Origin of the sequence: Levilactobacillus zymae (genome assembly GCF_032190635.1) — a bacterium.
Taxonomy (GTDB): Bacteria; Bacillota; Bacilli; order Lactobacillales; family Lactobacillaceae; genus Levilactobacillus; species Levilactobacillus zymae_A.
The window spans coordinates 1,681,074-1,694,391 of sequence record NZ_JAVLAS010000001.1 but is presented as its reverse complement, the minus strand read 5'-3'; the positions used below and the strand labels follow the sequence as shown (position 1 = coordinate 1,694,391).

The 13,318-nt window shown below is 54.5% G+C and carries 14 protein-coding genes and 1 other RNA gene; 10 read left to right on the top strand and 5 right to left on the bottom strand.

Annotated features, from left to right (window positions below):
- Positions 1 to 29: 29 nt before the first annotated feature.
- A complete protein-coding gene (locus tag RI501_RS07915) occupies positions 30 to 1,163 on the bottom strand; it encodes an MFS transporter (RefSeq protein WP_313821502.1) in 1,134 nt (377 codons plus the stop codon).
- A 252-nt stretch (positions 1,164 to 1,415) separates the two neighbouring features.
- On the opposite strand from RI501_RS07915, the gene RI501_RS07910 reads away from it, so the two are divergent.
- Positions 1,416 to 3,389, top strand: a complete 1,974-nt coding sequence (locus RI501_RS07910) for a TetM/TetW/TetO/TetS family tetracycline resistance ribosomal protection protein (RefSeq protein WP_313821500.1) — start codon at positions 1,416 to 1,418, stop codon at positions 3,387 to 3,389.
- 87 nt (positions 3,390 to 3,476) lie between these two features.
- On the opposite strand, the gene RI501_RS07905 is transcribed toward RI501_RS07910, so the two are convergent.
- Positions 3,477 to 4,091: a hypothetical protein gene (locus RI501_RS07905; protein WP_313821498.1), complete on the bottom strand. Its 615-nt coding sequence runs from the start codon at positions 4,089 to 4,091 to the stop codon at positions 3,477 to 3,479.
- A 207-nt stretch (positions 4,092 to 4,298) separates the two neighbouring features.
- Positions 4,299 to 5,108, bottom strand: coding sequence for a hypothetical protein (locus RI501_RS07900; protein ID WP_313821497.1), 810 nt, complete (start codon positions 5,106 to 5,108; stop codon positions 4,299 to 4,301).
- A 278-nt stretch (positions 5,109 to 5,386) separates the two neighbouring features.
- Between RI501_RS07900 and RI501_RS07895 the strand changes: the two genes are divergently transcribed.
- Positions 5,387 to 5,866, top strand: a complete 480-nt coding sequence (locus tag RI501_RS07895; RefSeq protein WP_313821495.1) for a GNAT family N-acetyltransferase — start codon at positions 5,387 to 5,389, stop codon at positions 5,864 to 5,866.
- Between the two features lie 81 nt (positions 5,867 to 5,947).
- Here the strand turns inward: RI501_RS07895 and RI501_RS07890 are convergent, their stop codons facing one another.
- Both RI501_RS07890 and recU read right to left on the bottom strand, forming a co-directional pair.
- Positions 5,948 to 8,299 (bottom strand): transglycosylase domain-containing protein, encoded by a 2,352-nt coding sequence (locus tag RI501_RS07890; protein ID WP_313821493.1) that lies wholly within the window; start codon positions 8,297 to 8,299, stop codon positions 5,948 to 5,950.
- A gap of 39 nt (positions 8,300 to 8,338) precedes the next feature.
- The gene (recU, locus tag RI501_RS07885; RefSeq protein ID WP_313821491.1) at positions 8,339 to 8,944 is read right to left on the bottom strand and encodes a Holliday junction resolvase RecU; all 606 of its coding nucleotides are present in this window, start codon (positions 8,942 to 8,944) and stop codon (positions 8,339 to 8,341) included.
- Between the two features lie 188 nt (positions 8,945 to 9,132).
- On the opposite strand from recU, the gene RI501_RS07880 reads away from it, so the two are divergent.
- The 8 genes from RI501_RS07880 to RI501_RS07845 all read left to right on the top strand — a co-directional run bounded on the left by RI501_RS07880 (position 9,133) and on the right by RI501_RS07845 (position 13,284).
- On the top strand, positions 9,133 to 9,702 hold the full coding sequence (locus RI501_RS07880) for an SLOG family protein (protein ID WP_313821489.1): 570 nt from the start codon (positions 9,133 to 9,135) through the stop codon (positions 9,700 to 9,702).
- Between the two features lie 54 nt (positions 9,703 to 9,756).
- On the top strand, positions 9,757 to 10,110 hold the full coding sequence (gene gpsB / locus RI501_RS07875; protein WP_057730074.1) for a cell division regulator GpsB: 354 nt from the start codon (positions 9,757 to 9,759) through the stop codon (positions 10,108 to 10,110).
- An 18-nt stretch (positions 10,111 to 10,128) separates the two neighbouring features.
- Positions 10,129 to 10,504, top strand: an RNA gene (rnpB, locus tag RI501_RS07870) — RNase P RNA component class B.
- Between the two features lie 139 nt (positions 10,505 to 10,643).
- Positions 10,644 to 10,856 carry a hypothetical protein gene (locus RI501_RS07865; protein WP_057730072.1) on the top strand — a complete coding sequence of 71 codons (213 nt, stop codon included), beginning with the start codon at positions 10,644 to 10,646 and terminating at the stop codon, positions 10,854 to 10,856.
- A gap of 326 nt (positions 10,857 to 11,182) precedes the next feature.
- Entirely contained in the window at positions 11,183 to 12,331 is a 1,149-nt protein-coding gene (locus RI501_RS07860) for a THUMP domain-containing class I SAM-dependent RNA methyltransferase (protein ID WP_313821486.1), read from the top strand.
- Between the two features lie 2 nt (positions 12,332 to 12,333).
- Positions 12,334 to 12,717, top strand: coding sequence for an HIT family protein (locus RI501_RS07855; protein WP_057730069.1), 384 nt, complete (start codon positions 12,334 to 12,336; stop codon positions 12,715 to 12,717).
- A gap of 142 nt (positions 12,718 to 12,859) precedes the next feature.
- On the top strand, positions 12,860 to 12,982 hold the full coding sequence (locus RI501_RS07850; RefSeq protein ID WP_313821483.1) for a hypothetical protein: 123 nt from the start codon (positions 12,860 to 12,862) through the stop codon (positions 12,980 to 12,982).
- A gap of 74 nt (positions 12,983 to 13,056) precedes the next feature.
- Positions 13,057 to 13,284, top strand: a complete 228-nt coding sequence (locus RI501_RS07845; RefSeq protein WP_313821481.1) for a hypothetical protein — start codon at positions 13,057 to 13,059, stop codon at positions 13,282 to 13,284.
- The last annotated feature ends 34 nt before the right edge of the window (positions 13,285 to 13,318 follow it).

Here is a 13,318-nt window from a genome sequence, read left to right as displayed (position 1 = left end):
GCGTTGCTGACTGACCGGTAACGCGTTTTTTAGCGACTTAGGTGCAAGCCCACCGTGAGGGTTAACCCACTGAGGAGACCCAGCACGCCTAAAACGGGTAACCAGGTCTGGGTCACGTCGTGCAGGTTTCCCAAAATCACGGGGCCCGCGGCGGCCAGCAAATAACCCACGGATTGAGCCAGGGCCGAGCGGTGGGCGACCGTAGTCACCACCGCACTACTGGTGGCGATGAGGTTTAAGGCCAGACTGAAAATCAATGCGGCGGTAAAACCCAGTACACCGGCGGCGATCCACCAACCGGCGCCTGGCCAAAACAGACTGAGAAGTCCCACCAGATACCCACCCCCCAGGCCCCAGAGCAAATGGCGCGGGTTGGTCACCCAGTTTAAGACCAGCGCGGCGGGGATGCCCACCAGTTGGAAGACGGCCAGCAAGTTGCCGGCCTGCGTGGTGGTGGCGCCCAGGGCGTAGAAAATGTCGGGGAGCCAGGCAATCAAACTGTAGAAAATCAGCGATTGTAGGCCCATGAACACCGTTAATAACCGGGCGGTGCGGTCGCGTTTCAAGAGAGACAATGGGTTTCCGTGTTCGCTCGTGGTGGGGGACTGACGAGACGGCCGCGGGAATTTGACCCAGAGGGCCGCGACTAAGGTAATGGCGGCGGGCAACGCAAAGCTACGTAAGACGGCCGCCCAGCTCCAGCGTTGGGCCAGCGGCATCACCAGGGCGGTGCCGCAAGCGGCGACCACGTTCATGGTGACGGCGTAGGCACTGGTCAGCCGAGTCGTGGCGGCGGACGACGAACTGGTTTGCGCTACCATGATGGGTACCAGCACGTTCAACCCGGCGATGGCGAGCCCAATCAGGAGGGTGCCGCTCAACAGCCAAACGACGTTGATTGGACGTAGGAAGTTAGCAAGCACCAGCAGTCCGGTCAACGTAATCAGCAAGGGCTTAGCGCCGAACCGCTGGTGTAACCGCGGCGTGAGAAGCGCTCCGCCGGCAAAACAGAGTAATGGCAGGGTGACCAGCAGGGCGGTGGTGGCGCTGGTCACGTGTAGCGCCCGTTGGATGGCGCCGAACAGAGGCGTAACGGCGGTGACGGCTAGGCGGAGGTTCATGGCGGTCAGTAGAATTAAAGCAGTTTTAGCATTTTTGAACATAAAAAAGACACTCCTTTAGGCTCTTCCAGCCTAGCAACAGTGTCTACTAGTAACATGACGAACGCACGGTTCGCTATCGGAATTGATTTGATGAGGTGAGTATACCCGAATCGGGGCGGCTTGACAACCGTGAATTTAGCACTAGGTCGGGACGTAAGCGGTTAAAAGTGTCGCAATCGCGGGGAATCTGCTAAACTAAAATGAGAGTTCTTTTTTATGAATCGATTAATTAAACTTAAAGGAAGTCATGCTATGACACACATCGTAACGGGCATCGTGGCCCACGTCGATGCCGGCAAGACCACGTTATCCGAAGCGCTCCTGTACCGCTCCGGGGAGTTACGCCAACTCGGCCGCGTCGACAACGGGGATGCCTTTTTGGACCCCGATGAGCTGGAAAAACAGCGCGGCATCACCATTTTTTCCCACGAAGCCAATCTTCAGTATCACAATTTGAAGCTGACCATGCTGGATACCCCGGGACACGTGGACTTTGCGGCCCAAACCGAACAAGTCCTCAGCGTCTTGGACTATGCCATCCTGGTGGTTTCGGGCACCGACGGGATTCAAGGCTACACCCGTACCCTGTGGCGCTTGCTGGCGCGCTACCACGTACCGGTCTTCATCTTCTTCAATAAAATGGACGTGACCGGCACCGACCGGGCCCAAGTTTTGGCCCAGCTCCAGGCCAACTTTGCGGCGGGCTGCCTCGACTTTACCGCCACGGACGGGTTGAGCGAGGCGACCATCGAAGACGTGGCCTCGCAAGACGATGACGTGCTGGCCGACTTTTTGGAGACCGGACAACTTAGTGACGACACGGTCCGGCAACTGATTCAACGCCGCGAAGTCTTTCCGTGTTATTTCGGGTCGGCGCTAAAGGTTGACGGGGTCGATGCCCTGCTGGCGGGATTGGACCACTGGACCGCCGCCACGGCGTATCCCGCCGAGTTTGGCGCGCAGGTCTTTAAGATTTCGCACACGGACAAGCACGAGCGGCTAACCTGGGTGCGGGTGACTGGCGGTGAGCTCAAGCCAAAAGACGTGGTTTTGGGCGACCAAAAGGCCAACCAACTCCGTCAATATAATGGTGAAAAGTTTACCGCCCAACCGGTGATCCACGCCGGCGAAGTCTGCGCGATTCCGGGACTGACCGCTACCCAACCGGGACAGGGCCTCGGCAATCAAGCCAACGCCGAAACGCCGGCCATGCAACCGGTGCTGACCTACGCGTTGGACCCGCAAGCCGAAGATCTCCACGCCTGTTTGGCCGCGTTACGCGAGCTGGAGGATGAGGACCCGCAACTGCACGTGTCGTGGTCCAGTCAGCTACAGGAATTACGCGTCCAGATTATGGGCGACGTTCAACTGGAAATTCTGCAACAGATTTTGGCGGATCGTTTCCACCTGACCGTGGGCTTCGATGCCGGCAGCATCCTGTACCGTGAGACCATCACCCACGCCGTCGAAGGGGTCGGGCACTTCGAACCCTTGCGGCATTACGCCGAGGTCCACGTGCTGATGCAGCCCACGCCGCGCGGTAGCGGGCTGACGGTGGCGGCCGACTGTAGCTTAGAGGTTCTAGGGAAAAACTGGCAACATCAGGTTTTGACCAATTTACAGGCCAAGACCCAACTGGGGGTCTTGGTGGGTGCGCCACTGACCGACGTGCGAATAACCCTGGTCACGGGTCGCGCCAGCATCGTTCATTCGGTGGGCGGAGACTTCCGCGAGGCCACCTGGCGTTCGGTCCGGCAGGGGCTGATGATGTTGAAAACGCAAAACCAGTGTCAACTGTTAGAGCCCTGGTACCGGTTCCGCCTCGAGGTGAGCCAAGACCAACTGGGCCGCGCCATGAGTGACATCCAACGCTTGCACGGCGAGTTCGATACGCCGGATAGCACCCCGAACGCCGCGGGCCTAGTCGCCTTGACCGGGGTGGCCCCGGTCAGTGAAATGCAGGGGTATTCCCAAGAGGTCCGGGCTTACACCCACGGACAGGGTCAGCTGGAATGCCTAATCGACGGCTACCGGCCGTGCCACAACGCCGCCGAAGTGGTGGCGGCTCAGGCCTATGATCCGGTGGCGGACTTGCCGAACACGCCGGATTCGGTGTTCTGTGCCCACGGCGCCGGCTATCCGGTCAAGTGGGACCAGGTCCCATCAATGGCCCACGTGCCGTACGAGTATACGGGCGCGGAATTGGACCAGTTACCATCAGCTTAAAGCTAAAAATCACGCTTAAGCGGCCGTGACCGTTTAAGCGTGATTTGAGGAAGCACTGTCTCGCCGCCTAGGCGCCGGGATGGTGCTTTATTTACGCGAGTTTTCTTCGGTAATCCGGACAAACTTATCCTTGTTGAAGAGCTTGCGGTAGGCCAGTGGGTGCAACCGGGCGATCCAGAACGTATAACCGAAGCTGGTAAACGAAGCTAAGGCCCAGATAATCCAGCTGGTGTGCGACCCATCAATGAACCGACTAAAGCTAAAGAGGTCGGCTATGACTTCTTCTAGAAAAACGTCCCAAATTTTGACCGGGGTTAGGGGTTCGTGAAGATAGAGGGCTTCAATCAGGATTTGCACCACCAGGACGAGCAACCAGCCATACAGGTAATGCCGCCCGCCCTGAGCGGTGATCACTTTTTTGTATAGGGGCACTTCCTGGCCGGTGGCATCCCGGAAAAAAGTATTGGACGTTTCTTCCAAACGAACCTTGGTGTGACTGGCTTGATAGTAACCAATCGCGATGGAAAATAGAATTAAGCCGCCAACAATCAAGAGGTTAGTCCGGTTGAAAACAAACGTATTGAAAAATTGATAAAGCGTGGAAAGTGGAATAATCCAGAAACTGATACGGGTAATCTTACTGAATTCAAATTGGTCGTGAATGAAATAAATTAAAATGATTGCGATAATAAACGATGTCATACTCACGTCATCCCCTTGTTAAATGATCATAGCATATTTATTTCATGAGGAGGCTTTAATTTAAACATGATGAATTTAATTTTGGCGTGCGGCGCTGGAATCATTAGTCACAAAAAATCCCCAGAGTACGAGTTTTTTCATGAAATTAACCCGTAAATAAACGCTCAACCTCCCAAGTGCCGGTACTTGGAAGGCTGAGCGTTAGGATTATGCGGTTGGCTGCAGGTAGATGAAGACGGCTCCTTGATTGATACCTTCATCGGTTTCGGTCGTGTGAATAGCGACCCCAATATGCCAGCCCGTAAACTTGGCGCGCTGGTTAGCGGGATACCCCGCCGCACTGAGCAGACGCGCGTACTGGCTAGGATCGATGTGTTGTTGATTAGCGGTATTGACGCTTTGCAGGCGAATCAAGCGTCCACTCGCACTCGTGGTGGGACTTTCCTCACCATCCGTGGTGTAGGCGGCTTGCCCGGCCGCTTGGACCAGGTCCTGGTCATTTACGGTCCCAGGAAAGAGTGATCGGATAGTCGCTGCGTAGGCCGGTGCGTGTTGAATGTCGTACAGGTATTGCAGGTCGTCGGGGTCTAAGTCGTTGGGGTCCACCGTCGTGGTCGTCTGCTGGGTAGTGGCTGGTGTCGACGTGGTGCTTGGCTTGGCAACGCCTTCTTTAAGGTACCCGCGCCAGATCCAGCCTTGCAAGGTACCGTCGGCGCTAGTGACGTGATAGTAGATAGCCGCAACGTGCTTATCTTTTTCGTAGAGCTTCTCGTGGGCGTCGGTATACCAGGTCACCGTCGCGGCGTTATTGCCGTAACGTAAACCGAGGTGCTTAGAGTACCGTGCCCCCCGGGTGGCCGTCATGGCATGGCGGCCCATAGCGCGGCGCCAAACTAGCCGGACCGAGTTCGATCGTTTAGCGGAGTATTGTGAGCTAGCAGCGGCCGGTGTGGCGAGTCCGGCCCATAACCCTAACCCGACGCTGGCGGCTAGGGCCCCCTGAATCAATTTTTGCATGAAAATCATCCTCCCGTGAATCTAAGTTTAGTCTACACTTTTGCGGGCTTAGTGATTAAAAAATTGACTATTTTATGAAAATGTTTATAGACAATATTGCGTTACCAGCCGATCAGTACCGGATTTTAGTCGCCAATTTAGTAGACTAAAGCAGAACAATATGGTTAATCTCGTACTTGTGGAATCGTTACGGTCAGCCGCATTGAAACGGGAATGTGGGGCTTTCTTTACTCACTGATAGTTGCTAAACTAACCCCATGAAGAAAGCGAGGGGTTTCATGCAAATTCGTCCCATCCAACCGGCCGATGATTCGGCCCTGTACCACATCATTCAAACGGACCTGCAAGCGGCGGGTCTGGCGCTACCCGGGACGGCCTACTATGATCCGGAGTTGGCGACACTCAGCCAATTCTACGCTGCCCAGGCCAACCGGCAGTATTTTGTGGTGGTCAACGCGCAACGGGTCGTCGGTGGGGCCGGAGTAGCGGCCTATGACGCAGCACATGGCGTGGCGGAGCTGCAGAAGCTGTACTTGCGGGCCGATGCGCAGGGGCAGGGTCTAAGTTACCAGCTGATTCAGCACGTGGCAGCCTTTGCCCGACAGGCCGGGTACCGCCAGCTGTACCTCGAAACACACCACCGGTTAGCCGCGGCCCTGCACGTTTACCACCGGGCTGGTTTTCGCCCGTTACCGGGGCCGCTCCGGGTGGCCGAACACCCGACCATGGACCGATTCATGCTCAAAGACCTGATTTAACGTGCTGCACGAAACGGCAAAACGGACCACTCAGCTGACCTGTAATGGTCAACTGGGTGGTCCGTTTTAAGTTGCGGCTAATTAACTTTCCGCGTCGGACGCAGCATTAGTGTGATTGTTGGTATCATCCTTAGTAGTGGATGTGGCCGAAGACGTGGTCGTGGAAGATGAATTCGTGGTACTGGTGCTGTCCGTGTTGTCGTCGTCACCGCCAGTCGGCTTTTGTTCCGTACTAGAGGATTCCTTCGACGTACTGGACTCAGTGGTGCTTGACGTGGTTCGCGAACTCGAATTCGTGGTGACCTGACCATTACTGCTATAAGCCGAGGAACTGGTCGTATTGGTCGAGCCATATTGACTGGTTGCCGTGGTGTCGGAGACCGTACCGGCGTGACCGGTCACATAGTACTCGGTCGTGCCGTTTTGCTTGGTCGCCGTGACGGTGCTCGGGGCCGTCCAGTCGGAGTTGGGACTCTGTTGCGCTAGGTAACTCATTTCGTACTTATAAATTTCTTGTGCAATCGAGGTCTGAGTTTCACTGACGTAGTGGCCGGTCTGGAACTGCTTATCGTAACCGGTCCAGACGGAAATGGCGTAGTTCTTGGTGTAACCGGTGAACCAAGAGTCCATCGTGGCACCATCGGGCACCTGATCGGCGTAATCGTCTGGGTAGGAGTCCGTCCCGGTCTTACCGGCTTGATACAGTCCGGAAATGGCGGCGGAACGACCAGAACCGTTTTCGTTGGTGATGACGTCCTTCATCATATCGGTCAACATAAAAGCGGTCGCACTGGACATGGCCTTGCTTCCCGACGAGGCGTAGTTGTGGGCCTTACCATCTTGGGTGACCACCTTGGAAACCAGGTACGGCTTGTAGTAGGTTCCCCCGTTAGCGAAGGCAGCGTAAGCCGCGGCTTCCTGTTCAGAGGAGATGTACAACCCGATCCCGTTTTGCAGGGTCAACGTCTTGTCAAACGACATTCCGAGGCCCTTCAGGAAGGCCGTGGCCTTCTTGATCCCCACGTTTTGTAGGGTCCGCACGGCCGGAATGTTCCGGGATTCGTACAGGGCCTTACGCATGGTGATGGTCCCTTGATACTTACGATCCCAGTCGTACAGGTTCTTCGTGGTCCCGGGATAGGTAAACGCGGTATCCTTGACGGGTTCGTAGGTCGGGTAGTAGAGGTGCTCAATGGCCGGCCCGTAATCCATTAACGGCTTAGCCGTCGACGCACTGGAACGGTCGGTTTGCACGGCCCGGTTCAACCCGAAGGTGACGTTACCGGTCTTCCGGCCCCCAATCATGGCGACGACCTTCCCGTTATTCGGGTTCACAATCGTTGAGCCCACCTGGAACTTACTGGACGGGAAGTTGACGTAGTTGCTGGTATTGACAATGTTGTACAGGTGCTTTTGGGCACCCATATCCAGGTTGGTGTAAACTTTCAATCCCCCGGTCGTGGTGTTATAGCCCTTGTCCTTCAATTCTTGGTAGACCTGCTTTAAGTAGGCGTCGACCACCTTGGTGGTGTGCGCACTGGTGGCACTGGTCAACGAGTGGTCCTTGACTAACCCGGTCGAAATGCTAGTGGCCTGGGCTTGTTGGGCTTGCGCACTGGTAATGACCTTGTTTTTGGCCATGGATTGTAAGACCAGGTCCCGGCGCTTCTTGGCGTATTGCGGGTACTTGATCGGATCGTAACTGACCGGTGACTGCGGCATCCCGGCGAGTTGGGCCAACTGCGCGAGGTTTAACTCAGTTAGCTTTTTACCGTAGTAGTATTGGGCGGCCGTCTGCATCCCGTAGACCCCGTTACCCATGTAGACCTTGTTAATGTAGTATTCCAAAATCTGGGGCTTGGAGTAGTCGTGGTCGACCTTTAGGGCTAACCAGGCTTCTTGGGCCTTACGCTTTAATGTTCGGTCGGAAGCGGCGGTCGAAAAGACCGACAACTTAACTAGTTGTTGTGTCAGGGTACTGCCACCTTGCATTCCCAGTGACGAGCCGGTGACGTTGGCGAAGGCGGCCCCGATGATCCGCACGGGATCAATCCCGTTATTTTTGTAGAAACGGCGGTCTTCGGTGGAAACCACGGCCTTGGCCAATAAGACCGGAATGTTTTTGGCCTTAACGTAGGTGCGGTTTTGTGCGCCGAGACGGGAAATGACCTTACCGTCGGCGTCATAGACGCGAGTCGAAGCGTCACTAGACAGGGCACTTTGCGAAATTTTCGGTGCACTTTGCGCGTAGTAGAAGAACAACCCCGCTCCGGCTAATAGGCCCAAAACTACGATGGCGACCAGGACGTATAGGATCCGGCGAAAGGTCCGCCACCCGTTGCGACGGGGTTTTTGCGGGCCAGCGGCTGGTCGTTGCTGCTCGGCAGCACGGCGACTCATGCGGGTTTCCCGCGGTTCATTGTGACCAGACATGGTAATCTCCTTTGTGTAGTAAACGTAGTCAGGGTGCGATTAGGCGAACAACTGATCTACGGCCTTTAGGTAAGGAATTAAAGGCTGAATATGCGGGGTAATCAGGATCCCGTGCGCCGCAATCTCGGTGTAGGGAATGGACTTACGCCCGCCGGTAGCTTGATCATCCCAGAAGGTGAAGAGGTCTTCTGCACGGTAAAGGTAGACCTCCTGGTGAGCCACAAACTTAATAATAGCAAAACAGATGCCACCCTGCGCGGTGCAAGCGCGGAAGTGGTCAATTTGGTGCTGATGGAAGTTTTTCAGGGGAAACGCGGTTTTGTTGCGGGTTTCCTTAGCATCAAAGTCGAGATACCGTCCCTGATAAACGCCATTGTAATCGGTCGTCGATGCGGTGCTAAAGTAGGCCTCTTTAATCACCGCGGCACTGCGCTTCGGGTAATCGACTTTGACAATCCGAATGGGGGTCGGCTTCTTGTGCACGACCGCAATGCCGTGCGTTTCATAGTAAACATTACTTTCGTTGAGCGCTTCTTCCAACGACATGCCCCGCTTACCGTAGTTGGTATACGTATCGGAAAAGTGGGTGGCGTGGGTGGTTGCCGGCGCTCGGTAGGCATGCCCATTGGGATACCGGATGGTCATGATGCCTCACACTCCTTCGTGTTGCTGGCCCAGTTATTGACATTATACCAAGCTCACCTCAAAATAAAAACTCTAAACCGCACGTCCCCGTCGTTTCACCGGGAATCGTCCCTTATCAATTGCCCCCCGGGTGGTTTTTCGCTACACTAATAGGTAGAAAGTAAATTTGTGATAAGGTGGGTGATGGCGTGAGTCGTTTATGGCTGACGGGGTATCGAAGTTACGAACTGGGCGTTTTCGGCACCGAAGACCCGAAACTACTGGTCATCAAGGCAACGCTTAAAAAATTATTGATCGAAAAGATTGAAAATGGCGTCGATTGGTTGATCACGGGCGGCCAATTGGGCGTTGAACAGTGGGCAATCGAAGTGGGGCTGGCTTTAAAGGCAACCTACCCGGAGCTGAAGATTGCGATGATGACGCCGTTTGCGGAATTCGGCAGTCAGTGGAACGAAAACAACCAGGCCGTTTACGGGCAGTTAGCCAGCCGGGTGGATTTTCACCAGGCCGTTAGTAGCCAACCCTATCGCGGGCCCCAACAATTAAGAAACTATCAAGAATTTATGCTGACCCACACGGACGAAGCGGTCTTGGTTTATGATTTAGAGGTAAGTGGGAAGCCCCAGTACGATTACCGGGCAATCGACCGGTACCGTGAGCGGCATCCGTACCCCTTAACCTTGATTGATATGGATTGGTTACAGGAGAGTGCCAACGAGTATCAAGAAAATTTAAATAATAGTTCCCAAAATGACTGAAGACTGGTATTATTAATAGTGCCGGTTCGATAAGACAACGAGGTGTAGTGATCGATGGAAAACGTTAATTTTACTCCTAAAGAAATTTTACAAAAGCAATTTCGGCAAAAGATGCGTGGCTACGATCCTGACGACGTGGATAGCTTTTTAGACAACGTCATCAAGGACTACGACACCTTTGTCAAGGAAAATCAACGGCTTCAAGAAGAAAACGAACGGTTGTTGGCTAAGGTTGACGAACTCACCAAGCAAGTGCAGGTGGGTGCCAGCCAACCCCAAACCACAACGGCCAGTCCAGCAGCTTCGAATGTCACCAACATGGACATTTTAAAGCGGCTTTCCAATTTGGAACGGCACGTTTTCGGTTCTCAATTAGATAATGATCCAAACGAGTCACATCGTTTGTAGAATTATAATGACGGTGTAAATCCTGGGTAATTGCGGTCGGCTTATGTCGGCTGAGGAAAGTCCATTCTCGCACAGGCTGTGATGCCTGTAGTGTTCGTGGTCGGTGAAAAAATAAGCCGGCGGGCGTGCTTTGCACGTTACGGCGGGGAAAAACGGCTAAGGCTGCGGCTATGCCTGAGTACCCCTGAAAAGTGCCACAGTGACGATACGTCTAGGGAAACCTAGGCGGTGGAACGCGGTAAACCCCTCGAGCGGGAAACCCAAACTTTGGTAGGGGAGCTTCACGTAAGGAACCGAACGATGCGTGGGGCAGACAGAAATGTCTGAGATAGATGATTACCGCTGGACGCTAGCTGCCTGAGTTAGCGGTCAGTACAAAACATGGCTTACAGGGATTTGCACTTAGTCAGGTGGTGGGAGCTTGCTCCCACTTTTTTTATGCCTAAATTTATAGGACCTTCGGCTATGCCTTAACGGGTGATCTATGCTACCTTAACGCTAAGTGTTTCCAGCATAAGGGGTGGCAGTGAGTGATGAAAACGAGTCAGAAGGTTCAATTAGTTTTACAACACATGGGCAATAATCCGTACCAGCTGGCCCAGGCGACCGGGGTGCCGGTCAAGCTGATCAATAATTTACTTTGGCATAACCTGGCGGCCGGGGATATCACCTTAGCCCAGGCCGAACGCTTGGCCGATTACTGGGACCAGCTGACCAGTGCCGCCACACGACCGGCGGCAAAGTAGTCTTGAGGAATGGTAGCTAGGTGGCTGCCGTTCTTTTTTTAACCAAAATTTTCGGGGAATGGTGGTCAGTCCCGCCATTCAATGATAGGATTATCCTAGGTCTCCTCGAAATGGCCAAAAGTTAGGGTCTAATCAGAGTGGGACAAAGGGCGGTTAGCTGGTGAGCATTAACGACGTCAGGTGGATAATCCTGGGTTGGGATTGTCTGCCTAACGGGGTTAAGCGGAACCTGGTGCTCTTTGGCGCACGTTTCGGCACCATTTTGAACTGATAAAAATGTCTGGTTCGAGCCAGACGCTTTGAGGAATGCACAACAGGAGGACAATATGGAAAAATTTCATTTATATGCGGCCACCGCAGCGGGCGTGGAAGCCTTAGCGGGTCGCGAATTACGGGACCTGGGGTACCAGACGCAGGTCGAAAACGGGCGGGTGCGCTTTGACGGCACCATCGCCGACATCTTAAAAACGAATCTCTGGCTGCGGACGGCCGACCGAATTCGGATCATCGTGGCCGAATTTGACGCGGTGACCTTTGACGAACTCTTCGAAGCCACCAAGGCCGTGCCGTGGGACCAATTCTTACCCATGGACGCCGCCTTTCCGGTGGAAGGCCGGTCGCAAAAGTCGCAACTGCACAGTGTGCCTGACGCCCAAGCCATCGTCAAGAAGGCCGTAGCCACGAAATTAGCCGCCATCTACCACCGGCGGACGCGGTTGCCCGAAACCGGGGCGACCTATCCACTGGAAGTCATGATCAACAAGGACCACGTCATCTTGACGTTAGACACCACCGGTCCGAGTCTGTTTAAGCGTGGCTACCGGGTTGGCAAAGGGGGCGCGCCCATCAAGGAAAACATGGCCGCCGCGTTGATCGCGTTGACCAGCTGGCACGCCGACATGCCGTTCGTCGACCCCGTGTGTGGCTCCGGGACTATCCCCATCGAAGCCGCAATGATCGGCCGGAACTTAGCGCCCGGCTATAACCGCGACTTTCTCTGCGAAAAGTGGGACTGGATCCCTAACGAACTCAGCCGCCAGGTCCGCGCCGAAGCCGACGAAAAGGCCGACTACGACACGCCGCTACAGATCTTTGGGAGCGACATCGACGGTAGTATGATTGAGATCGCCAAACGTAACGCCGCCGAAGCGGGGCTGTCGCAAGACATTACTTTTAAACAGCTAGCGGTTCAGGACTTCACGACCGACCTGCATCACGGGGTCATCGTGGCCAACCCACCTTACGGGGAACGGTTGAGCGACCAAGCCGGCGTCCGCGCGTTGTACAAGCAGATGGGGCAGGTCTTTAAGCCCCTGACCGATTGGTCGAAGTACATCTTGACGGCCGACCTGGAGTTCGAACACTTCTACGGGCAAAAGGCCACCAAGAAACGCAAACTCTATAACGGGGCGCTGCGGACGGACTACTTCCAGTTCTGGGCCCAGCGGAAACCCCGGCACAAGGCGGCGCATTAGCCATGCGACAACCAGACTGTGTCTTTTGTCAGAAAACGGATCTGGTACTGGAAAATGACTTGGCCAAGGCGTTTTGGGACCTACATCCGGTCCGCAAGGGGCACCTGTTGATCGTGCCGAAGGACCACTACGCGACCTACTTCGACGTGCCGGTCAAGACCCGCCAAGCCATGGATGACCTTTTGTTTCAGGCCAAGGCCTTTTTGGACCAGCGGTATCAGCCGGCCGGTTACAACGTGGGGATCAACGTCAACCCCGCCGGCGGCCAAACGGTGATGCACGCCCACATTCACCTGATTCCGCGTTACGTGGGCGACGTCAAGGACCCGCGGGGCGGCATTCGCAAGATGATCCCGGCCGCAGTTCGGCGGCATTTCACTAAATAAATGACGCAAAGGTCTAACTTCTTAGAGGTTAGGCCTTTTTGGGGTGGTCCGGTGGGAGGATCTTTGGTAAAATAGTTAGGGAACCCAAAACTAAGAGTTCTTGATTAATGATAAAAATATTTATTATAGGGGAGAACCACACATGCTTTCATTCTATAGCTATAGCCAACTGATCTTTAACGCCTTATTACCGTATCCAGAGTTGATCCGCTGGACGGCGCAGGCGACCGACCAGGCCAGTCATGATAATAATATTAATAATTAATCATCCGTGCAATTTCTGCTAATTTTGGGTACAATTGGTCTGTACCACAAATTAGAATTCATGGGGGAAATGGCATGACTGGCGTTTATGGGGATATTCGCTTTATTTTGGAGAGTTCGTTGTTGAACACGGAGTTGAGTCGGCTCACGGGAATCTCCGCGGATCAGTTTAAGGCGTTACGGGAGCACCGGATGGCCGTCACGAGTCTGACGTTGGCCCAGGCGGAAAAGCTGTGCGCGGTCCGCGAAGTTGTGGCCATCTACGAGGAGAAGTACCATCAAGCTTGTTGGGAGTCGGCCTAGGCCAATGACCGGCATGTGAGAAAAAATTACATAA